The organism is Paenarthrobacter sp. NPDC090520, assembly GCF_044769205.1.
Taxonomy (GTDB): domain Bacteria; phylum Actinomycetota; class Actinomycetes; order Actinomycetales; family Micrococcaceae; genus Arthrobacter.
Genome location: NZ_JBIVXM010000015.1, coordinates 20743 through 42629, shown reverse-complemented (window position 1 = coordinate 42629; position 21887 = coordinate 20743). Strand labels below are relative to the sequence as shown.

Annotated in this window: 21 protein-coding genes; 7 read left to right on the top strand and 14 right to left on the bottom strand. The window is 65.4% G+C overall.

Annotated features, from left to right (window positions below; genetic code table 11):
• Nucleotides 1-14 precede the first annotated feature (14 nt).
• The 6 genes from ACIQTZ_RS17105 to rimP form a co-directional block, all read right to left on the bottom strand.
• Nucleotides 15-497: a nucleoside deaminase gene (locus tag ACIQTZ_RS17105; protein ID WP_402943907.1), complete on the bottom strand. Its 483-nt coding sequence runs from the start codon at nucleotides 495-497 to the stop codon at nucleotides 15-17.
• Between the two features lie 75 nt (nucleotides 498-572).
• Nucleotides 573-1076, bottom strand: a complete 504-nt coding sequence (rbfA, locus tag ACIQTZ_RS17100; RefSeq protein ID WP_402982454.1) for a 30S ribosome-binding factor RbfA — start codon at nucleotides 1074-1076, stop codon at nucleotides 573-575.
• A gap of 78 nt (nucleotides 1077-1154) precedes the next feature.
• The gene (gene infB / locus ACIQTZ_RS17095) at nucleotides 1155-4013 is read right to left on the bottom strand and encodes a translation initiation factor IF-2 (RefSeq protein ID WP_402982452.1); all 2859 of its coding nucleotides are present in this window, start codon (nucleotides 4011-4013) and stop codon (nucleotides 1155-1157) included.
• Between the two features lie 152 nt (nucleotides 4014-4165).
• Nucleotides 4166-4582, bottom strand: a complete 417-nt coding sequence (locus ACIQTZ_RS17090; protein ID WP_402982450.1) for a YlxR family protein — start codon at nucleotides 4580-4582, stop codon at nucleotides 4166-4168.
• Nucleotides 4583-4659: 77 nt separating this feature from the next.
• On the bottom strand, nucleotides 4660-5640 hold the full coding sequence (nusA, locus tag ACIQTZ_RS17085) for a transcription termination factor NusA (RefSeq protein WP_397323982.1): 981 nt from the start codon (nucleotides 5638-5640) through the stop codon (nucleotides 4660-4662).
• Nucleotides 5640-6251, bottom strand: coding sequence for a ribosome maturation factor RimP (rimP, locus tag ACIQTZ_RS17080; protein ID WP_400271339.1), 612 nt, complete (start codon nucleotides 6249-6251; stop codon nucleotides 5640-5642). Before rimP ends, nusA begins: the two co-directional genes overlap by 1 nt.
• 105 nt (nucleotides 6252-6356) lie before the next feature.
• On the opposite strand from rimP, the gene ACIQTZ_RS17075 reads away from it, so the two are divergent.
• Genes ACIQTZ_RS17075 through ACIQTZ_RS17065 form a run of 3 tightly spaced genes read left to right on the top strand, consistent with a single transcriptional unit; the run spans nucleotide 6357 to nucleotide 9231 of the window.
• A complete protein-coding gene (locus tag ACIQTZ_RS17075; protein WP_402982448.1) occupies nucleotides 6357-7409 on the top strand; it encodes a DUF4439 domain-containing protein in 1053 nt (350 codons plus the stop codon).
• Nucleotides 7410-7460: 51 nt separating this feature from the next.
• The gene (locus ACIQTZ_RS17070; protein ID WP_402982446.1) at nucleotides 7461-8189 is read left to right on the top strand and encodes a VIT family protein; all 729 of its coding nucleotides are present in this window, start codon (nucleotides 7461-7463) and stop codon (nucleotides 8187-8189) included.
• Between the two features lie 49 nt (nucleotides 8190-8238).
• Nucleotides 8239-9231, top strand: a complete 993-nt coding sequence (locus ACIQTZ_RS17065; RefSeq protein WP_402982549.1) for an aminoglycoside phosphotransferase family protein — start codon at nucleotides 8239-8241, stop codon at nucleotides 9229-9231.
• A 3-nt stretch (nucleotides 9232-9234) separates the two neighbouring features.
• Here the strand turns inward: ACIQTZ_RS17065 and ACIQTZ_RS17060 are convergent, their stop codons facing one another.
• Entirely contained in the window at nucleotides 9235-10029 is a 795-nt protein-coding gene (locus tag ACIQTZ_RS17060) for a sulfite exporter TauE/SafE family protein (RefSeq protein ID WP_402982444.1), read from the bottom strand.
• The gene (locus ACIQTZ_RS17055) at nucleotides 10026-11837 is read right to left on the bottom strand and encodes a proline--tRNA ligase (protein WP_402982442.1); all 1812 of its coding nucleotides are present in this window, start codon (nucleotides 11835-11837) and stop codon (nucleotides 10026-10028) included. The genes ACIQTZ_RS17060 and ACIQTZ_RS17055 overlap by 4 nt, the downstream gene beginning before the upstream one ends.
• A 472-nt stretch (nucleotides 11838-12309) precedes the next feature.
• Between ACIQTZ_RS17055 and ACIQTZ_RS17050 the strand changes: the two genes are divergently transcribed.
• The 3 genes from ACIQTZ_RS17050 to ACIQTZ_RS17040 are packed head-to-tail and all read left to right on the top strand — an operon-like array spanning nucleotide 12310 to nucleotide 14452.
• Nucleotides 12310-13101, top strand: a complete 792-nt coding sequence (locus tag ACIQTZ_RS17050; RefSeq protein ID WP_402982440.1) for an ABC transporter ATP-binding protein — start codon at nucleotides 12310-12312, stop codon at nucleotides 13099-13101.
• Nucleotides 13102-13109: 8 nt separating this feature from the next.
• Entirely contained in the window at nucleotides 13110-13853 is a 744-nt protein-coding gene (locus ACIQTZ_RS17045) for an ABC transporter permease (RefSeq protein WP_402982548.1), read from the top strand.
• Nucleotides 13850-14452: a TetR family transcriptional regulator gene (locus ACIQTZ_RS17040; RefSeq protein ID WP_400331410.1), complete on the top strand. Its 603-nt coding sequence runs from the start codon at nucleotides 13850-13852 to the stop codon at nucleotides 14450-14452. Before ACIQTZ_RS17045 ends, ACIQTZ_RS17040 begins: the two co-directional genes overlap by 4 nt.
• Nucleotides 14453-14519: 67 nt before the next feature.
• Here the strand turns inward: ACIQTZ_RS17040 and ACIQTZ_RS17035 are convergent, their stop codons facing one another.
• The 6 genes from ACIQTZ_RS17035 to dxr all read right to left on the bottom strand — a co-directional run bounded on the left by ACIQTZ_RS17035 (nucleotide 14520) and on the right by dxr (nucleotide 20323).
• Nucleotides 14520-15266, bottom strand: a complete 747-nt coding sequence (locus ACIQTZ_RS17035; RefSeq protein WP_402982438.1) for a hypothetical protein — start codon at nucleotides 15264-15266, stop codon at nucleotides 14520-14522.
• 88 nt (nucleotides 15267-15354) lie between these two features.
• A complete protein-coding gene (locus ACIQTZ_RS17030) occupies nucleotides 15355-16233 on the bottom strand; it encodes a DUF4081 domain-containing protein (RefSeq protein ID WP_402982547.1) in 879 nt (292 codons plus the stop codon).
• The gene (ispG, locus tag ACIQTZ_RS17025; RefSeq protein ID WP_387433889.1) at nucleotides 16196-17362 is read right to left on the bottom strand and encodes a flavodoxin-dependent (E)-4-hydroxy-3-methylbut-2-enyl-diphosphate synthase; all 1167 of its coding nucleotides are present in this window, start codon (nucleotides 17360-17362) and stop codon (nucleotides 16196-16198) included. The genes ACIQTZ_RS17030 and ispG overlap by 38 nt, the downstream gene beginning before the upstream one ends.
• Nucleotides 17363-17408: 46 nt before the next feature.
• On the bottom strand, nucleotides 17409-17702 hold the full coding sequence (locus ACIQTZ_RS17020) for a YciI family protein (protein ID WP_397323971.1): 294 nt from the start codon (nucleotides 17700-17702) through the stop codon (nucleotides 17409-17411).
• Nucleotides 17703-17761: 59 nt separating this feature from the next.
• Complete coding sequence (locus tag ACIQTZ_RS17015) at nucleotides 17762-19093, bottom strand: M50 family metallopeptidase (RefSeq protein WP_402982436.1); 1332 nt, start codon at nucleotides 19091-19093, stop codon at nucleotides 17762-17764.
• Nucleotides 19094-19138: 45 nt separating this feature from the next.
• Nucleotides 19139-20323: a 1-deoxy-D-xylulose-5-phosphate reductoisomerase gene (dxr, locus tag ACIQTZ_RS17010; RefSeq protein ID WP_402982434.1), complete on the bottom strand. Its 1185-nt coding sequence runs from the start codon at nucleotides 20321-20323 to the stop codon at nucleotides 19139-19141.
• Between the two features lie 100 nt (nucleotides 20324-20423).
• On the opposite strand from dxr, the gene ACIQTZ_RS17005 reads away from it, so the two are divergent.
• Nucleotides 20424-21875 (top strand): lipase maturation factor family protein, encoded by a 1452-nt coding sequence (locus ACIQTZ_RS17005; protein ID WP_402982432.1) that lies wholly within the window; start codon nucleotides 20424-20426, stop codon nucleotides 21873-21875.
• Nucleotides 21876-21887 lie beyond the last annotated feature (12 nt).

The following is a 21887-nucleotide window of genomic DNA, read 5'->3' as shown; positions in this document are numbered from 1 at the left end:
CCGCCGTCGAGCCTTCAGTAGTCGGTGCGTCCGGCGTTCCGCCGCCACGCGTCGAATGGCGAGTCTGCTGAGGCCAGCGGCGAATGCTCCACGGGGAGCAACCCAGGGCGTTCGCCCGCAAAGTATTCATAAAACAGGGCGTCGTCGAAGCCTGCACGCGCGGCACCGTGCCGGTCCGCGGCAAAGTACACCCGCCCGATCCTGGCCCACAGGGTGGCGGACAAGCAGAGCGGGCACGGTTCGCAACTGGCATAGAGCACCGAACCACTGAGATCGAACGTTCGGGTCTCCGCTGCTGCGCGGCGGATCGCCACGACTTCCGCGTGGGCGGTGGGATCGTTGTCCCGGGTGACACGGTTCACTCCCTCATGCACTGTGCCGTCCGGCGTCACCACGACGGCGCCAAATGGACCACCGCCGTCGGACACGTTCCGGACGGCAAGCCCGATGGCACGTTCAAGGTATTCGTTCCGCTGCTGGTCACTGTGAGCCGACATGCACTGATCTTAGCGATGCCGGGCAGCAGAAAGGCCGGCTCCCTGCACGGGGAACCGGCCCTTGGATGCTGCTTGCTAGCGGTTGGCGTCCTCGTCGAGGTCGTCGTCGTCGGAGAGGTCCGTGTCCTCTTCGTCGAAGTCGTCTTCGTCGATCTCCTGCGCGGAGTCGCCCTTGTAGGGATCGGCCTCGCCCGCGTGCTTTGCCCCGGCAGCCAAGGCGGCTACTTCGGCGTCGCGGCGCTTGGCCTCGCGCAACAGTTCCTCAAGGTTCGAGGCGTTGACCGGAATCTGGTCGGCCACGAACTCGAGGGTGGGGGTCAGCCGCACCGTGATGTTGCGGCCGACTTCCTGCCGCAGGACACCCTTGGCCTTCTCCAAGGCCTTTGCGGCATCCGTGTGGGCAACCTCGTCGCCGAACACCGTGTAGTAGACGGTAGCGTGCTGGAGATCGTTGGTGACGCGGGCGTCGGTTACTGTGATGGGATCGACGCGCGGATCCTTGACCCGACGGCCGAGTGCCTCGGCAACCACCACCTTGATCCGTTGTGCCAACTTGGCAGCGCGTGCCGGATCAGCCATGACTTCCTCCTGGAAAGTAGAAACGGGAACGGAACGGGCCCGCCGGGACAACCCTGGCGGACCCGCTCCGAACGGAACCTAGACGCGCGGCTTCTCGCGCATCTCGAAGGTCTCGATGATGTCGCCTTCGGCGATGTCGTTGTACGAGCCCAGGCCAATACCACACTCGAAGTCGGTACGGACTTCGGTGGCGTCGTCCTTGAACCGCTTGAGGGTCTCGACGGTGAGGTTGTCACCGATGACCTTGCCGTCGCGGCTGACGCGTGCCTTGGTGTTACGGCGGATGATGCCCGTGCGGACGATCGAGCCGGCGATGTTGCCGAACTTGGAAGAACGGAACACTTCGCGGACCTCGGCGGTGCCCAGCTGGACTTCCTCGTACTCCGGCTTGAGCATGCCCTTGAGGGCCATCTCGATGTCATCGATTGCTGCGTAGATGACGGAGTAGAAGCGCATGTCCACGCCTTCGCGGTCGGCCAGTTCGGCCACTCGCTCGGCAGGCTTGACGTTGAAGCCGATGATGATGGCGTTGTCCACCGTCGCCAGGTTGACGTCGTTCTGCGTGATGGCACCCACACCGCGGTGGATGACACGGAGCTGAACGTCGTCGTCTCCCACGTCGATCTTGAGCAGGGCGTCTTCGAGGGCTTCCACGGCACCGGAAACGTCACCCTTGAGGATGAGGTTGAGGGTGTCGATCTTGCCTTCGGCGACTGCCTGGTCGAAGTCTTCCAGGCTGATGCGCTTGCGGCGCTTGGCCAGGGCAGCGTTGCGGTCCGCAGCTTCACGCTTCTCGGCGATCTGGCGGGCAGTACGCTCGTCCGGCGTCACCAGGAAGGTGTCACCTGCACGCGGCACGTTGGACAGGCCGAGGACCTGGACCGGGCGGGACGGCAGGGCGACATCGAGTGCCTCGCCGTTCTCGTCGAACATCGCACGGACACGGCCGTGGGCCGTGCCGGCAACGATCGTGTCGCCGACGGCCAAGGTACCGGACTGCACCAGGACGGTGGCCACGGAACCGCGGCCCTTGTCCAGGTTCGCTTCGATGGCAATGCCTCGAGCGTCCTTGTCCGGGTTGGCACGCAGGTCCAGGGCAGCGTCCGCGGTGAGGAGGACGGCTTCGATCAGTTCGTCGATGTTGAGGTTCTGGCGGGCAGAGACCTCCACGAACATGGTGTCGCCACCGTATTCCTCGGGAACCAGGCCGTACTCGGTCAGCTGGCCCTTGACCTTGTCAGGGTTGGCGCCTTCCTTGTCGATCTTGTTCACGGCAACCACGATCGGCACCTCGGCGGCCTGGGCGTGGTTCAACGCTTCAACCGTCTGCGGCATGACGCCGTCGTCGGCTGCGACAACCAGGATCGCGATGTCGGTGACCTTGGCACCACGGGCACGCATGGCGGTGAACGCCTCGTGACCCGGGGTATCGATGAAGGTGATGTCGCGCGGAGTGCCCTCGTGGACGTGGCTGATCTGGTAAGCACCGATGTGCTGGGTGATTCCACCGTGCTCGCCGGCCACAACGTTGGAGTTGCGGATGGCGTCAAGCAAGCGGGTCTTACCGTGGTCAACGTGGCCCATGACGGTCACTACCGGCGGACGCGCCTCAAGGACGTCGTCGCCTTCGGCATCCAGTTCACCCTGGAGGTCGATGTCGAACGAGTCGAGCAGCTCGCGCTCTTCGTCTTCCGGCGAGACAACCTGCAGCTTGTAGCCGAGTTCGGCACCGAGCAAGGCGAAGGTGTCTTCGTCGAGGGACTGGGTAGCCGTTGCCATTTCACCGAGGTGGAACAGCACGGTCACCAGCGAGGCCGGGTTGGCATCGATCTTCTCGGCGAAGTCGGTGATGGAGGAACCACGACGCAAGCGGATGATGGTCTGGCCATCGCCGCGGGGTACGGTTACGCCGCCCAGCGACGGAGCGCTCATCTGCTCCAGTTCCTGGCGCTTTGCGCGCTTCGACTTGCGCTGCTTGCCACGGCCTGCGCCGCCCTTGCCGAAGGCACCCTGCGTGCCACCGCGACCGCGGCCACCCTTGCCGAAGCCACCGCCGGCGGGAGCTCCGCCACCGGTGCCTCCACCAGGAGCGCCACCCGGACGGCCGGGACCACCCGGACGGCCGGGGCCACCGGGACGGCCACCCGTGGGGGCCGGACGCTCAGTGCGGTTGGGCATCATGCCCGGAGTAGGACGGTTTCCGCCAGGGCCACCGCCGGGACGCGGAGCTCCCGGGCGGGGAGCGCCGGGACGCGGAGCACCGGGACGCGGGCCACCGGAACCGGCTGCCGGACGGGGACCGCCTGCACCGGCCGCGGGACGCGGACCACCGGGGCGTTCGCCTTCAGTGCGGCCGCCCGGACGGGGCATGCCCTGGGACGTTGCAAACGGGTTGTTGCCCGGACGCGGCGGACGCTCGCCATCGCCACCACGGCCGCGGGGCATGCCCTGCGAGGTGGCGAACGGGTTGTTTCCGGGGCGCGGACCACCGGGGCGTGGAGCCTGGCCGCCGCCGGAACGTCCCTGGGCCGGGGCGTCTGCCTTGGGAGCAGGACGGGCACCGGGCTTTGCGGACACCGGCGTGGAGGCTGCCGGGGCTGCCGGTGCTGCCGGAGCCGACGGGGCGGGAGCAGCAGGAGCTGCCGGGGCCGCCGGAGCCGAAGCGGCCGGAGCCTTGGGGGTTGCCGGACCCGGCGCCGGAGCGGCCGGACGGGACGGAGCCGGCGCTGCGGGACGGCTTGCAGCGGGGGCGGCGGGTGCTGCCGACTTTGCGGCACCTGCACCCGGGTAGGCGTCGCGAAGCTTCTTCACGACGGGGGCCTCAATGGTTGACGAGGCGGAGCGAACGAATTCGCCCAATTCCTGCAGTTTGGTTACTGCATCTTTGGAAGTGATACCGAGCTCTTTGGCGAGCTCATGTACGCGGACCTTGGCCACATTTCTCCTGTCTCGGTCCGCACCGAGCCAGGCACGAACCGTCTACTTCTTACTGCGGGCCCTTGCCGCTTCCACGGCGGAAAGGCCCTTTGCAGAGCGCAACAAAGTTGTCATCGTTACGCACTCATCGCTGGGAACTCATCGGGTTTCCATCAGATTTCTGACCCGCTTTCAGGTTTGGACGGTTTTCCTGTGGCGGCCGGAGCCTCCACAAGTGGCATGCCGGACACGAAACGGCGTTCGACGGCGGTGATTTCGGTTACGCCCGCAAGGGCCCTCCCGAAAGCGCGCCGCTTGATCGCCAATGCCAGGCACTTTTCGTTGGGGTGCAGCCACGCACCCCTGCCGGCCATCCGGCGTCGTTCATCCACTACGACAACGGGAGAACCGCTGCCCTGGGCGACCAGCCGGAAAAGCTCGGACCGGGAGCCATGCTTCCGGCATCCGATACAGGTGCGCACGGGCCCAGCCGCGTGGCCATCGCCGTGCTCAGGCAGTTCAGCCACGATGTGTCCCACAGCTGCGCATGCCCCTCTACGAACGGATACCGGACGTAAGCCCGGTTCCATCTATTCTAGCCCCCTGCCCCTGACAGCCGAAACCGAGGGTCGGTCCAGCGCGGCGCAGACGCGCCGCACCGGCTCTCCTAGTCGGTCTTCGCCGGCGCAGCGTCAGAGACGATGTCGATCCGCCAGCCCGTCAGTTTCGCCGCGAGCCGGGCGTTCTGGCCTTCCTTGCCGATGGCCAGTGAAAGCTGGTAATCCGGGACTACCACGCGGGCTGAACGGGTGGCCTCGTCCGTAATGGTGACCGAAGTCACCCTTGACGGCGACAGTGAGTTGGCGATGAAAGTGGCGGCGTCGTCGCTGAAATCGACGATATCGATCTTTTCGTCGTTGAGTTCGGTCATGACAGCGCGGACACGTGAACCCATTTCACCGATGCAGGCACCCTTGGCGTTGACGCCGGCAGCGTTGGCCTTCACCGCGATCTTGGTGCGGTGGCCGGCCTCGCGGGCCAGGGCCACGATCTCCACCGAACGGTCCGCGATCTCCGGAACTTCCATTTCGAAGAGCTTGCGGACAAGCCCCGGGTGCGATCGGGACAAGGTGATGGACGGCCCCTTGGCCCCGCGGTGGACGTCCACCACGAAGGCACGGAGACGGCTGCCGTGGAGGTACTTCTCGCCGGGGACCTGTTCCGGCGGCGGAAGCAGCGCCTCAACGGTGCCGAGGTTGACCTGGATCATGTGCGGGTTGTTGCCCTGCTGGATCATGCCTGCGACGAGCTCGCCCTCGCGGCCCTTGAATTCACCCAGCACGTTGTCATCCTCAACATCGCGCAGTCGCTGGAGGATGATCTGGCGTGCGGTGCTGGCTGCGATCCGGCCAAAGCCGGCCGGGGTGTCCTCGAACTCGCCCACGGCCTCGCCGTCGTCGTCCAGCTCGGTAGCCCAAATGGTGACGTGGCCACTCTTGCGGTCCAGTTCGGCACGGGCCTTCTCAAAGGCGCCGGGCGTCTTGTGGTAGGCCACCAGCAAGGCTTGCTCGATGGTGGGAATCAGGAGGTCCAGCGGGATTTCACGCTCACGCTCCAGGAGCCTCAGTGCGCTCATATCAATATCCATTAGGCCTCCTCGGAAGGTCCATTGTGTTCGTCTGCCAGCCCGGCCTCGTGGAGGTGGCTGAATTCAATCTCGACTTTTCCGTGGCGGATCCTGTCGAAAGGAATGGTGATGGGGTCACCCTGCTTGGGTTTCATGCCCTTCTTGACCTCATGCTCGGGGATGAGCGTCACGGCATCATCCTCCACCGAGGCGATGCGGCCGGTGAGGTTCTCGCCCTGGATGACGTTGACTTTGACCATCCGCCCGCGGGCGCGGTGCCAGTGGCGGGGTTCGGTCAGAGGGCGGCCCACGCCGGGTGAGGAAACCTCGAGGTCATAGGGGCGCCCGTCGTCCTGGGGGTCGTTGTCCAGGATGTCGGACAGGCCGCGGGAAACGTCCGCGATCGCATCCAGGCTCACTCCCCCGGTTTCTTCCTGCGGGAGGTCCACCACGACGTGGACGGTGCGGTGCGAGCCTGCAACGTGGATGGCAACATCCTCGAGGTAGAGCCGGTTGGCCAGGACAGCCGGTTCGAGCAGGGCCTTGAGCCTGCTTTCTTCCGGGTTGCGGATGGTGGCCGTCGAGTTGGTGTCAGTACGGTCTGTTGAAGTCGTGGCTTCCGAGTCACTCACGCTGCCCGCCGCCTCCCGATAGATGTTGTTGTGACTACTAGCCTAACGATTTTCAGAACAACATGGTGCACGGAGTTCGCCGCACACGTGACACCATGGTGTGTTGTGAACGAGCAAACAAGTGAAAAACGGCCACCCCGCCGCTGGGTCCGGATTGCGCTCGTTGCGATCGTCGCCCTGCTCGTGATCGGCACGGGCATGGTCCTTGTTCCCCGGGATTCCGGGGCTCCGGCGGCCGTTTCGTTCACGGAGGCAGCACGGAGCAGCGCTTTCAACGACGCCCTCGCGCTTCGTGATTCGGCCTCCTCGCTCGCTGCCTCGCCCTCCTCCGGTGTCGGAGCGGGCACCTGGACGGGTTCTGTGACATTGCTGACAACGCATGCCCGGGCCCTGTTGTCCCCGGTAGTATCCGGCCCTTCCTCCCCTGTTTCCAGCAGTGCCAGGGCCGCGGAACCAACGGCGCCTTCCTTCATCGCGGACCTGGCCGCGAGCGGCCGGAAGCGGCTCGAGGACGCCAAGCAGGCCGACGCCGGAATCGCCCGGCTGCTCGCCGCCGTCGGGACCGCCCAGGTCCTGGACGCCGAACGGCTGGCAAGCCTGTTGAAGCTCCCCCTTCCCACCGCTGGTCCGGAGACCAAAGCAACAGCGTCCGCGCAGGCAAGGACCCCGTGCCCCTCGGTGAGCCCGACGCCGGAGCCCACAGCAGCCACGACGGACGCCGCCCTGGCCGCCGCAGTGCGGTCCGAGCACCAGGCCGTCTACGTCCACCAGGTAGCACTCAAGCGCCTGGATGCAACGGCAGCGGTGACCGCCGCCAAGGCGCTCACCACCCATGAGCGCCTCTTGGAACAGGCTGAATCCCTCATCCGGCTCACTTGCGGAGACGTTCCCAACCGGGAGGCCGGCTATAGCCTCTCAACGCAGTTCGCCGGAGACCCTGCCGCGGCACTGGGCACTTTGGAAATCGAATCCCTGCCGGTGTTCGGCGATCTCGTGGCCCTGTCCACCGGTCCCACCCGCGAGTGGGCCGTGGAATCGCTCCTGGCCGCTGCCCGCCGCGGCGCGGCATGGGGCTCTGCCCAGCCCCCGCTGCCGGGGCTCAAGCTCGACGACGGCGACCTGCCGCAGCTGCCTACCCCCGCATCCACGCCGGGGTAGGCCAGCCTTGCCATGCTGGCGGAGACGGCATGGCGGTGCTTGGCTTGGAGCATGGCTTCAACAGAACCTGCCACGATGCACGAGAACGAACCACACCGCGACGACCTCGCCCACCGGCTCAATTGGTTGCGCGCCGGCGTCCTCGGGGCCAATGACGGAATCGTTTCGGTTGCAGCGATCGTGGTGGGCGTGGCCGGTGCTACCACCAACACTGGCAGCATCCTGGCCGCCGGGACTGCCGGGCTGGTAGGTGGTGCGATTTCCATGGCCCTGGGCGAGTACGTCTCGGTGAGCAGCCAAAGCGACACCCAGAAGGCCCTCATTGAAAAGGAGCGCAGGGAACTCGCCGAACAGCCTGAGGAAGAGCTGGAGGAGCTCACTGCGATCTACCGGGCCAAGGGCCTCAGCGCTGCGACCGCCCGCACCGTGGCCCGCGAGTTGACCGAGCATGATGCCTTGGCCGCCCACTTGTCCGCCGAGCTGAACATTCAGGAGGACGACATCGTCAGCCCTTGGAATGCTGCCCTCGCTTCCGCGGTCGCCTTCACGCTCGGAGCCATCCTCCCGATGCTGGCCATCCTCCTTCCGCCTCCCGGCCTCCGGGTGCCGTTGACGTTCGCCGCAGTGCTGCTCGCCCTGGCGGTCACGGGTGCCGTGGGCGCGTGGATCGGCGGCGCATCCAGGTTCCGGGCGGCTGCGCGGGTGGTCCTGGGCGGTGCCTTGGCGCTGGCAGCCACGTTCTCCATCGGCAGCCTGTTGGGCGCCAGCGGCGTTTTCTGACAGCACGGGAGCTCCGCGGCGCTAGGCTGATCGCGTGAGAATCCACGCCATGATCCCCATCCCGGGCGACCTGCACGCCAGGTACAACCGCGACTCCGCGGGACGTGACTGGCTGGCAAGCCTGCCTGGGCTCATCCGGGACTCCCTGGACCGGTGGGACCTGACGGTTGACCTGGCCCCCGGAACCGAACCCTGGAGCGGCCACGGTGCCTTGGTTGTTCCTGTCCTCCGGGACCGCGTCCAGGGCGCCCTCAAGATCGCCTACCCCCACGACGAGGCGTTGGTGGAGCGCCATGCGTTGACCCTGTGGAACGGCCACGGGGCCGTACGGATGCTGGAGTCGGATGCCGGCAGTTGCTCCATGCTGCTCGAGCGCCTTGATGCTTCTGCGTGGCTGCAGGACGTTCCCCTGGACGTGGCCCGCGACGCCTGGGGTGGCATTGTGCGGCGCCTCTCCATCAGCCCCGACGAGCGGCCACAGTGGCGGGCGTTCGAGCACGTGGCCGCGACGGCGGAGCGTTGGAGCGATGAACTGCCGCAGGACTGGGAACAGCTCAACCGTCCGTTTCCCCGCTGGCTGCTGGAGGCAGCCCTCGAGGTCTGCCAGACCCGGGGAGCGGTTGGCCGCCGTTCCGGCAGGGATGTACTGGTACACACCGACCTGCACTACATGAACGTCCTGGCGGAGCACGACGGCGGCGAATACCTCGCGATCGACCCGCAGCCGCAGGTCGGCGAAGCCGAGTTCGCGGTTGCGCCTGTCCTGTGGAACCGTATCAAGGACCTCCCGCGCAGCTATCCCGAGGCAGCTTTGCGGGAACGGTGTGCCGACTTCAGCCTCGCCGCGGGCCTGGACCCGGAAACTGCCCGGCAGTGGGGTGTTGCACGGGAGGTTGGGAATGCCCTGTGGTACGCCCGGAAACCACGGCATGCCGGCGATCTGGCCCGTTCCCTCTGGGTGGCCAGTACGCTCGCCGGAAAAACACTGGCGGGTCTCCCGTCCGCGCACGACCTCCCTGGTCCGGGCGAAGCGGTCACCTGAGCCCTACGCGAAGTTGTCGTTCCAGATGTCCACGCCAAGCTTGATGATGAGCGCGGCAACCACGATCAGGAAAACAATGCGGACAAAGCTGCTTCCCCTGCCGACGGCCGTCCGGGCACCGAGGTAGCCGCCGGCCATGTTGGACACGCCCAGCACCAGCCCGAGTCCCCACAGCAGGGAGCCATGCGGCAGGAAGAAGATCAAAGCCCCGGCGTTGGTGGCCATGTTGACGATCTTGGCCTTGGCGCTGGCTTCGAGGAACGCGTACCCCATGGCCGACACCAGGGCGATAACCAGGAACGAGCCCGTTCCGGGGCCAATCAGGCCGTCATAGAAGCCGATGGCTGCCCCGATCAGGCATGCCACCACATAATGCTTGTGGCCATCGTGCCGGAGCGCCGTCAGCTCGCCGGCATTGGGGCGCAGTGCCGTGAAGACCGCGACGGCGATGAGAGCCACCACGATGATGGGCTTGAAGACGCTGGACGGCAATGACGCAGCCAGGATGGCTCCGCCAAAACTTCCGGCCAAAGCGATAATGGCCATGGGGATGGCCGTCTTAAGGTCGGGACCGACACGCCGGTAGAAGGTCACGGCACTCGTAGTAGTGCCGAAGATGGAGCCCATCTTGTTCGTGGCCAGGGCGTGGACGGGCGTGATGCCCGGGACCAGGAGCAGTGCCGGAAGCTGGATCAGTCCTCCGCCACCCACCACCGCATCAACCCAGCCGGCAGCGAATCCAGCCACCACGATCAGGATGACCGTGGTGAGCTGGATCGACTCGAAGCCGGAGATCAACGGCCGCGGACGGCGTTGACCACGTAGTCCACGGCCTTGTCCACCGAAACGTTCTCGGCGTCGCCGCTGCGGCGGTCCTTGATCTCCACGACGCCGTCAACCAGTCCGCGGCCGACGGCCAGGATGGTGGGGACGCCCAGGAGCTCGGCATCGCCGAACTTCACGCCCGGGGAAACCTTGGGGCGGTCATCGTAGATGACGTCCAGTCCGGCGTCCTGCAACTCGGCGGACAGCTTCTCCGCGGCCTCGAAGATTTCGTCGCCACGGCCAACGGCCACCACGTGGACGTCGGCGGGGGCCACCGTTCGCGGCCAAACCAATCCACGGTCATCATGGTTGGCTTCGGCGAGGGCTGCGACGGCGCGAGTAACACCCACGCCGTAGGAGCCCATGGTCACCACTACCTGCTTGCCGTTCTGGTCCAGGACCTTGAGGTCCAGCGCTTCGGCGTACTTGCGGCCAAGCTGGAAGATGTGCCCCATCTCGATGCCACGTGCGGTTTCCAGCGGGCCGGAGCCGTCGGGGGCCTCGTCACCGGCACGGACCTCCGTGCTTTCGATGACGCCGTCCCACGTGAAGTCGCGGCCGGCAACGAGCCCAAAGACGTGCTTCCCGTCCTGGTTGGCGCCGGTGACCCAGGCAGTTCCGGAGACCACACGGGGGTCAACCAGGAACAGGAGCTTCGAGGAACCTTCCAGGCCAAGGACGGGTTCTGCCAAGGACAGACCCGGGCCGATGTAGCCCTTGACCAGCCACGGCAGCTTCTTGAGGTCTTCCTCGTTCGCAGCCTCGAGCTGGATCTCGCCGGCGATCGGCAGGAAGGCCCCGATGTTCGCTTCAACCCGCTTGAGGTCCACGGCACGGTCGCCCGGAACGCCGATGACCACGATCTGGCGCTCACCCGTGGGGAGCGTGACGGCGAGGACGACGTTCTTGAGCGTGTCAGCGGCAGACCAGGCGCCGCCGTCGGCCTCGCTGCGGGGCGCGAGCTGGTTGGCTGCGTTCACCAGCGTTTCGATGGTGGGAGTATCCGGGGTGTCCAACACCTCCGCTGCGGGGGCGTTGCTGAAGTCGATGTCGGCCGGAACAACCGTGGTGACGGCCTCGACGTTGGCGTAGTAACCGCCCGCCGAGCGCACAAAGGTGTCCTCGCCGATCTCCGTGGGGAACAGGAACTCTTCGCTCTTGGAGCCGCCCATGGCACCGGCCGTGGCCGCGACCGGAATAACCTCCAGGCCGAGCCGTTCAAAGATCTTGAGGTAGGCAGCACGGTGGGCCGCATAGCTGGCGTCCAGGCCGGCGTCGTCGACGTCGAAGGAGTATGAGTCCTTCATGATGAACTCGCGGCCGCGGAGGAGGCCCGCCCGGGGACGTGCCTCATCGCGGTACTTGTTCTGGATCTGGTAGATGCTCAGAGGCAGGTCTTTGTAGGACGAGTACAGGTCCTTGACCAGCAGCGTGAACATCTCCTCGTGCGTCGGTGCCAGGAGGTAGTCGGCGCCTTTGCGGTCCTGGAGGCGGAACAGGCCTTCGCCGTATTCGGTCCAGCGGTTGGTGGCCTCATAGGGTTCGCGGGGAAGGAGCGCCGGGAAATGCACTTCCTGCGCACCGATGGCTGCCATCTCCTGGCGGACGATTTCCTCCACCTTGCGCAGCACGCTCAGGCCCAAGGGCAACCACGTGTAGATGCCGGGGGCAGCGCGGCGGATGTAGCCGGCACGGACCAGGAGCTTGTGGCTGGCCACCTCGGCGTCGACGGGATCTTCGCGCAGGGTGCGCAGGAACAACTGGGAAAGGCGAAGGACCACGGGTACCTATCCGTTTCTATGGCAGTCAGGGCAAAAAGAACTGTGTACTAATCTACCGGCTGCGCGGCGCCCCTCTGGAACGCGGGACACAGAAGAGCCACGCCCTCGCGTCTGGAAGCCCCTGGCCGAATCCGGCTGGTCATCCTGCAATGGCGTGGCTCAACGGCCGGCCGGCCGCAGACTCTGTCCTGGGACTAGTCCCCCATTCCCTCCAGCGGAATGGGATCGCCTGCGACTGGGAAGCATTGGTCATTGCCGAACTCACGGATGGCGCGGCTGCGCGTGGCAACCTTCAAGGTCAAAGTCATGTTTCCCCCTAGCCACCCGCACCCCAACGACACGGCTAGGGACGAATGTATGTGATTGGAGACACCTTTTCAAGGATTCCCGGGCATGATCCAGCCTTGACCGGGGAGGCACACGGACATACTTTTATTTCATCAGGTGGTGAATTATCGGTGCGGAGGTCGCCATGTCCCGGGTTGCAAAGCACGCTGGAGGGACGCAGGCCAGTGCGATCGAAGCATCAGGACTTCACATCTCCCGTGGCCGGACCAGGATTATCCGCGGTCTCGATTTCACCGTTGGCAGTGGTCGGATCACGGGGCTCCTCGGCCCATCCGGCAGCGGCAAGACAACGCTCATGCGCGGCATAGTCGGCGTCCAGCGCCTCACCCACGGCTCCCTGACCGTCCTGGGACTGCCTGCCGGGAGCGCGGCACTGAGGCACGACGTCGGTTACGTCACCCAAGGCGCCAGCGTCTACGGGGACTTGAGTGTTGAGGGCAACGTCAGGTACTTCGGAGCCATGCACAGCGCGACGGCGGCCGACGCCGCCGGGGCGATTGCCGCCGTCGGGCTCCAGGACTTTGCCCGTCGGAAGGCCGCCGACCTGTCCGGTGGACAGTTCAGCCGTGTGTCGCTGGCGTGCGCGCTGGTGTCCCGCCCACAACTGCTGGTCCTGGACGAACCGACTGTGGGGCTGGACCCGGTGCTGCGCGCGGAACTTTGGGAACGCTTCGCTGCCATGGCGGAGACCGGCACCACGCTGCTGGTGTCCAGCCACGTCATGGAAGAGGCATCTCATTGTTCCTCGCTCCTGCTGCTGCGCGACGGACTGCTGTTGGCACAACTGACTCCGGACCAACTCGCCGAACGTGGTCGGAGCAAAGACCTGGAACGGGCGTTCCTGACCCTGATCAAGGAAGGGCCGGGGACTTCGGCCCCTGCCCTGGGCCGTCACGAAAGGACAGTGGCATCATGAATCCGCGCATGACGTTGGCCACCGCTGCCAGGGTCCTGGGCCAATTGCGCCACGACCACCGCAGCGTTGGCCTCATCCTGGTGGTGCCGGCCCTGCTGCTCGCGGCGGTGTACTTCCTTTTCGAGAATGAAACCCTGCCTCCGGGCGTCCCGCGCACCTTCGACCGTGTTGGGCTCATGATGCTTGCAATCTTCCCCTTCGTGGTCATGTTCCTGGTCACGTCGATCACCATGCTCCGCGAGCGGACGTCGGGGACGCTGGAACGGCTGCTTACCACGCCCATCCACAAGGCCGACCTGCTGTTCGGCTATGCCCTGGCATTCTCCATCATGGCCGCGTTGCAGTCGTTGGTGGCCACGGCAGTGGCCTACTGGGTCTTCAATCTGGACATCAAGGGCAGCCCCGGTTTGGTGGTGATGATCGCCGTCATCAACGCCGTGCTGGGCGTTGCCTTGGGACTGCTGTGTTCAGCCTTCGCCCGGACCGAGTTCCAAGCCGTGCAGTTCATGCCGGTTGTGGTGGTGCCGCAGATCCTGTTGTGCGGCCTGTTCGTGGCACGCGACCACATGAATGACGTCCTCGACGCCATCTCCGGAGTCCTGCCCTTGACCTTCTCCGTGGACGCGCTGCAGGAGATCGCCGGGAATACCGACGCAACACAGGTACTCTGGCAGGACACGCTGGTGATGGGAGCAATCGTGGTGGGAGTCCTGGTCCTTGCCTCACTGACACTACGGAGGCAGACTGCATGAGCCTGCAGCCCCTGCGCCGGGGCCGACGGGGAGCCGGCGACCATTCCAGGGAGGCGATCCTCACGGCTGCCCGCAAGCTGTTCGCCGAGCAGGGATTCGATGGCACCAGCCTGCGCCAGGTTGCCCGAGAAGCTTCCGTGGATCCGGCCATGGTGCACCACTTCTTCAAAGGCAAGGACGAACTTTTTGCCGCGAGCGTGGAGTTGCCCGCCAACCCCGCCGAGGTCCTGGCCGGCGTCGATGCCCTTGACCCTTCCGCCCGCGCCGAGGCAATCGTCAAAGCGATCCTGCGGCTGTGGGAAGGGCCCGCGCAGCACGCTTTGGTGGCCTTCGTCAGGGGCACCATCGGCTCCAAGGCAAAGACGGCACTCCTCCGCGAAATGGTGAGCAGGACGGTCCTGGCCCGGATCGCCACAGGCCTTCCCGTGGACGAGCAGGAAGCCAAGCTCCGCGGCAACCTGGTGGCCTCGCAGCTGATCGGCCTCATGGTGGCCCGCTACGTTGTACGGCTGGAGCCCTTGGCATCGGCCACTGAAGAAGACGTGGTGCGCATGGTGACTCCCACCATCCACCGGTACCTCACGGGCGAACTGGACTGAGCAGCTCAAACGCAGCAGCACATGCCGTCCTGAATCCTTGACGGCATGTGCTGCTTAGCGGTTGGCGTTACTTGATGAGGTCCGCGGCCTGGTCCAGCATCCCCTCGAGTTTGGGAAGGTCCGTGTCGGCAACCTTTGTACCCGTGGACTGGGCAACCAACACAACACCGCTCTTGACTGCCGAGAGGAACAGCTGGGTCTGTGACAGCCCAGCCCCGGAGGAGACAGTGAGGTAGGCAACCGCGCCGGGAGTCTTCGCGGAGGTGGGCAGGCTCTTGGTGGTGGCCTCAACCGTTTGCCCCATCACGCCCATCTGGATGGACGCGCACGATTCCAGTTCCTTGGCTTTGTTCTGCGCCACAGCCTTGACCTTGTCTTCGGCCACGCCGGAGAACAGCGACAGGAGTTGGGCAGATTCGGCCGTCGAACTCGCCGAAGCGCCGATGCTCAGCGTCGCCCCCTCCTGGAGTTGAACCCCGCCACCCGTGACGAAATCGGCACACATGGCCGGCTCCACGGTGGCGTTGGCAACGAGGTCCTTGACCTGCTTCAAGGTGTCCGTCATTCGATCCTCAGGCATCACCATGAGCCGGGTGTCCTTGCTGTCGCGGACGTCGCCCACGATGCTGGCCAACTCCGCCTTGGTGTATGACCGGAACGGCACTTCCGTTGGCGACGGCGTAGGTGTCGCAGTCGCCGGTTCGCTGGCGGGAGCGGATGCTGCATCCGTGGACGTGCCTGCCCCGCCACATGCGGTGAGCCCCATGACCAACAGTCCTGACACGGCGAATCCGCGCAGAGCATTCTTATTCATTTGTTCCCCAAAGGAAAGTCGAGTGATGTGCTGACGAACGTCAGCGGGATAAGACTACAAGTTGCAACGCGCGGAAAAGGAACCGGGCCTAGAACAACACAGTCGCGAACGTTCCCACTTGCTTGAAGCCCACCCGCTCGTAGCTTGCCCGGGCCTTCGAGTTGTAGTCGTTCACGTAAAGGCTCGTCACCGGAGCGAAGGTCCGGGAAAGATTGACGACGGCGGCCATGTAGCCTGCGCTTTGGCCGCGGCCACGGAGTTCCGGATTCATCCAGACGCCCTGCACCTGCGTGACGTCCTGCGTGACGGCACCAAGTTCGGCCTTGAACACCACGGTGCCCCGGGCATCGATGTGAACCAGGGAATGGCCTTGCCGGATGAGCCCTGCGACACGCCGGCTGTAGAAGTCCTGGCCGCCCAAATACGGCGAGTACCCCACTTCTTCCTCGAACATGGCGGCGCAGGCCGGAAGGATGAGCTCGAAGTCCGCCATGGTACCGAATGTGAGCGACGGGTTGGCTGGAATAGCCGGCGCACCCGAAATGGTCAGGAGCGGTTGCCGGGAACGGACCTCATGGGCATAGTGGCCCAATTGTTCAAACCGTGAGTAAAGGGCCAGCACGGTTTCCGCAGGCCCGAAGATAGATGCATAACGGCGACCCGATTGATGGGCTGCTGCTGCCACGTCGCCCACCCATTCTGGGTCCAGTTGCACGGGAACCAGGTTGGCCCCCGCCCAACAAGCTCCCAGGAGCCGGTCGTCGTCGAAAACGCCGATGACGCTGGCTCCACCGCTGGTGGGCGCAGCCGTCCCCACGCTGTCCAGGTGGGCGAGGATGAAGACATTGGCTACGGGATCTTGGTTCGCAAGCGCGCGAAGGGCCAGGGTGTCGGCACCGCCGAGCACCCTGACGCCCAGGCCAGTCCCGTTACGAGACGCTAACCACGGGGCTACCTTTGACAGCATCTTCGCCATCGGCCTCCCCCATCTCTTCGGCGATGCGCATCGCCTCTTCGATCAGTGTCTCAACAATTTGGCTTTCGGGCACGGTCTTGATGACTTCGCCCTTCACGAAGATCTGTCCCTTGCCGTTGCCTGAGGCCACGCCAAGGTCTGCTTCGCGGGCCTCGCCCGGTCCGTTGACCACACAGCCCATGACGGCCACGCGCAACGGGATCTCCATGCCTTCCAGGCCGGCGGTCACCTGCTCGGCCAAGGTGTAGACATCCACCTGGGCGCGGCCGCACGACGGGCAGGACACAATCTCCAGCTTGCGCGGACGCAGGTTCAGGGACTGCAGGATCTGGTTGCCCACCTTGATTTCCTCCACCGGCGGTGCGGAGAGGGAGACGCGGATGGTGTCGCCGATGCCACGGGACAGCAAAGCTCCGAAGGCGGTGGCCGACTTGATGGTTCCCTGGAACGCCGGGCCGGCTTCAGTAACGCCGAGGTGCAGGGGCCAGTCGCCCTTCTCTGCGAGCATCTCGTAGGCGGCAACCATCACCACGGGATCGTTGTGCTTCACGGAGATCTTGAAGTCGTGGAAGCCGTGTTCCTCGAACAGCGAGGCTTCCCAGACTGCCGACTCAACCAATGCTTCAGGAGTGGCCTTGCCGTACTTCTTGAGGATGCCGGGCTCCAGCGAGCCGGCATTCACCCCGATCCGGATGGACGTGCCGTGGTCCTTGGCAGCGGCCGCGATTTCCTTGACCTGGTCATCGAACTTGCGGATGTTTCCCGGGTTGACGCGGACCGCTGCGCAGCCTGCCTCGATCGCGGCGAACACGTACTTCGGCTGGAAGTGGATGTCCGCGATCACGGGGATCTGGGACTTGCGGGCGATGATCGGCAACGCCTCGGCGTCGTCCGCGGACGGGCACGCAACCCGGACAATGTCGCATCCGGAGGCCGTCAACTCGGCGATCTGCTGGAGCGTGGCGTTGATGTCCGTGGTGGGCGTGGTGGTCATGGACTGCACGCTGATGGGGTAATCGGAGCCAACACCAACGGATCCAACCTTGATTTGCCGCGTCTTACGGCGTGGGGCAAGGACGGGTGGTGGGGCTGCTGGCATTCCCAGGCTGACCGAGGTCACGTGGACTCCTTGGGTTTGGGGTGTATCTGGTGGTGGGATGCCCGGACTAGGACACGTGGTCCGAGAGGAGGCCGATGATCGGGGACCATTCAGTGGTGCGGATTCCGGCGATGGCACCAGCGTCCGCGAACGGATCCTTCTTCAGGAGTTCATTGAGTTCGGCCTCATCCTGGGACTTGAAGACGAGGAGCGCGCCTGCGCCGTCACCGTACGGGCCGCTTGCGAGGAGCTTGCCCTCTTCAGCCAAGTCGCCGAGCCAGGCTCGGTGGGCGGGGCGGGCTTCATCGCGGAGGGCGCCGGATTCGGCGACGTACACATACTCAACAGCGAAAACAGTCATGGAGTTAGCCTATCCCGGTCCGCCGCATGATCCGCCATCGGAAGGCCCCGCCAATCGGCCTAGCCAAAGATGTTGACCGGCTTGACGATGTCCGCGTAGATCAACAGCGCACCCATGGCCATCAGGAGCGCGGCCACGACGTAGGTCGCCGGGAGGAGCTTGGCGATGTCGAACGCCCCGGGGTCAGGCTTGCCGCGCAAGGTGGCCACCCGGCGTCGAACGCCTTCATAGAGCGCACCGGCCACATGGCCGCCATCCAGCGGAAGCAAGGGGATGAGGTTGAAGATCGCCAGGGCGAAGTTGAGGCCCGCAAGCAGCCCCACCAACGTTCCGATCCGGGCCTGCAACGGCACCTGTTCCATGGCTGCGACCTCGCCGGCCACGCGGCCCACGCCCACCACGCTGATGGGGCCGTTCGGGTCCCGGGGCTCTTCGCTGAAGGCGGCCTTGGCGACACCCACCACTCTGGCGGGCAGGTTGAAGATCACACCGGAGATCTGCTTGATGTTCTCCCCGGCCATGGGCAAAACGCTCGACGCCGGTTGGGGCACCAAGGCGCTTTGGGCGCCAATGCCCAGGAACCCGACCTCTTGGTGTTTCAGGACGCCGCTGGCGTCCTGCTCCTGGCGGCCGTCGGTACCGATGACCGGGCGGGACGAGAGTACCGGAGTGACTGTGGTGGAGACGACGGACCCATTGCGTTCCACCGTGATGGGAACTTCCTTGCCTGCGGAAGCCCGGATCCAGCCAGTGAGCTCGTCCCAACTGGTGACCTGTTTTCCGTCGAAGGTCTTGACGGTGTCGTTGGGCTGGAGTCCTGCCGCCGCGGCCGGGGTGGGCTTGCAGTCGGCGGAATCCGGGTCCACGGTCTGCCCTGCGGCCACCTGGCATTTGGAGACGTCGGCGATAGTGGTGGTTGCCTGCGCGGTACCGAATCCCATGAGGAGGACGGCCGTGAGCACCAGGCCAATGAGCATGTTCATGGCGGGACCGCCGAGCATGATGATGATCTTTTTCCACACCGGCAGCTTGTAGAACACCCGGTTCTCGTCGCCGGGGCCAACTTCCTCGTGCGCCACGGAGCGGGCTTCGGAAGCCAAGGTCTGGAACATGCCCGTACTGGACGGGCGGACACCGCCGTCTTCCTTGTTGGGCGGGTACATGCCGATCATCGCCACGTATCCGCCGAGCGGAAGTGCTTTGAACCCGTACTCGGTTTCACCCTTCCTGCGGGACCACAGGGTGGGACCGAAGCCAATCATGTACTTGGTCACGCGCACCTTGAAGAGCTTCGCGGGAACCAAGTGGCCCACTTCGTGAAGCGCGATGGAGACAGCGACGCCGATGGCGACGAAAACGACTCCGAGGATGAAGAGAAGGACGGGACTCATGCGGCTGGGACTGCTTCCATCAAGGCTGGGTAGGTATGGCTATGGCTATGAGGTGCTGGTGGCTAAACGATCGTGGGTACGGGCGCGTGCCCACACCTCAGCATCCAGCACCGACTCCACTGTTAGCTCGGAGGACCCTGCATGTTCGCTGAGGACGGACTCCACAGTATCCACGATGTCCGTGAAGCGGATTCGGCCGGCATGGAACGCCTCCACGGCTTCCTCGTTGGCTGCGTTGAACACCGCCGGGAACGTACTCCCCTGCTTCGCGGCGTCCTTGGCCAGGTCAACGGCCGGAAACGCCACAGAGTCCAGGGGCTCGAAGGTCCAACTGGTGGCTTGCGTCCAGTCACAGGCCTGGGCAGCGCGTGGCACCCGGTCCGGCCAGCCAAGGCCCAACGCTATGGGCAGGCGCATGTCCGGCGGTGAGGCCTGCGCGATGATGGAGCCGTCAACGAACTGGACCATGGAGTGGACCACCGACTGGGGATGTACCACCACGTCGATCCTGTCCAGGGGAACATCGAAGAGCAGGTGCGCCTCGATCACTTCCAGCCCCTTGTTCACCAGGCTGGCGGAGTTCGTAGTGACCATCAGGCCCATGTCCCAGGTGGGGTGGGCCAGCGCTTCCCGCGGTGTGACCTCTTGGAGTTGCTCCCGCGTTCGTCCGCGGAACGGACCACCGGAAGCCGTGAGGATCAGTTTGTCCACTTCGTCGGCCGTGCCGGAACGCAGGCACTGCGCGATGGCGGAATGCTCCGAATCCACGGGAACAATCTGGTCCGGCCGGGCGGCCGCCTTCACCAAGGCGCCGCCAACAATCAAGGACTCCTTGTTGGCGAGCGCCAGCGTGGCGCCCGACCCCAGGGCCGCCAGCGTTGGGGCAAGCCCAATGGATCCGGTAATACCGTTAAGGACCACATCGCAGGCGATGGCGGCAATGTGGGTAGACGCGTCCGGCCCCACGTATATGTCCGGTTCATAGGCACCCAGTCCCGCGGAGGCCGCGAATGCGGCGATCAGCTGCCGCAGCTGGCCGCCGTCGCCGGTGGCGATTCCAACGGCTTGGGCGCGGACATGGACGGCCTGCTGCGCGATCAGTTCGGGGTTCCCGCCACCGGCGCTCAGGGCCACTACTTCGAAGAGGTGCGGCGCGGCGTCGATCACCTCGATGGCCTGTGTGCCGATGGAACCGGTGGACCCGAGGATGACGATCTTTCGCGGCTGCATGCTTCCAGTATCCCAGTAGCCGCGGTGCCCGGTGAACGCCACGGCACCCGCAGGTGGACACCCTGTTGACCGCCGGCCCCGCGGGCGTAGCGTGGGGATCGTGGAGTGGCTTTCCTGGGTCGACGCACGGGATTACGAGCTCGCGAGGCAGGTCCTGCAACGTGGAACCGCCGCGCTGTACTTCCTCGCCTTCCTGTCCACGTTGAACCAGTTCCCGGTACTCCTGGGCGAGCGCGGCCTGCTTCCGGTTCCGGACTTGGCGCGGCGGATGGGCAGGCCCACCCTCTTCCGCTGGCGCTACTCGGACCGGCTGTTGCGCCTGGTCTGCTGGGTGGGCCTGGCGGTCTCGGCGACGCTTGTGCTCGGTGTCCCACAGGCAGGGCCGCCGTGGGTGCCCATGCTGGCGTTCCTTGCCGTGTGGTTCCTGTACATGTCGATCGTGAATGTGGGCCAAACCTTCTACGGTTTCGGTTGGGAGATCCTCCTGTTGGAGGCAGGTTTCACCGTGGCGTTCCTTGGCTCGGACCAGACTCCCCCACCCACCACCGTCCTGCTCCTGATCGTTTGGCTCGTTTTCAGGCTGGAGTTCGGCGCCGGCATGATCAAGATCCGCGGCGGAAGGGAGTGGCGGGACATGACCGCCATGTTCTACCACCACGAGACCCAGCCCATGCCCGGGCCGCTGAGCCGCCAGGCCCACCTGCTCCCGCGGCCCTTGCACAAGGTGGAAGTGGCCGGCAACCACATCGCCCAACTGGTGGTCCCTTTCTTCCTGTTCGCACCCCAGCCACTGGCAGGCATCGCCGCAGGGATCATCATCGTCACCCAGCTATGGCTGGTGGCCAGCGGCAATTTCGCCTGGCTCAACTGGGCGGCCATCGTCTTGGCGTTCGCTGCCGTGAGCGACCCCGTGGCGCACGCGGTGTTCCCCTTCATTCCACTTGAGTGGCACCCGGGCGCCCAATCCCCGATCTGGTGGACCGGCGTCGTACTGGCCGTGACGGCACTGTTGCTGGTGCTCAGCTACCGCCCGCTCCGCAACCTGTTTTCGCGCAGGCAGCTCATGAATGCAAGCTTTAACCGGTGGCGCCTGGTCAACGCCTACGGAGCGTTCGGGACGGTCACCAAGCAACGCGTCGAGGTGGTGGTGGAGGGGACGCTGGACGAGCAACCGGACGCGCCGGACGATCGATGGCTGGAGTACGGATTCAAGGGCAAGCCCGGTGATGTCCGCCGGTTGCCGCGGCAGTGGGCGCCTTATCACCTCCGTCTGGACTGGCTCATGTGGTTCCTGCCCCTGCGAACCGTCCACGAGGACTGGTTCTACGCTTTCCTGGACAAGCTCCTGGCGGCCGACGCGCCGACGCTGGGACTGCTTCGCCATGACCCCTTCGACGGCGAACGGCCGCGCTGGGTGCGGGCGCGCAGCTTCCTGTACCGTTTCGCCGGCCGTGCCGAGTTCAGGGAAACCGGCCAACGCTGGGTGCGCGTGCCCCTCTACGAGGCCATCCCGCCTTTGTCACTGGACACGCGACGCCGGCGGCTTCCTTAGTTGCCCGCACCA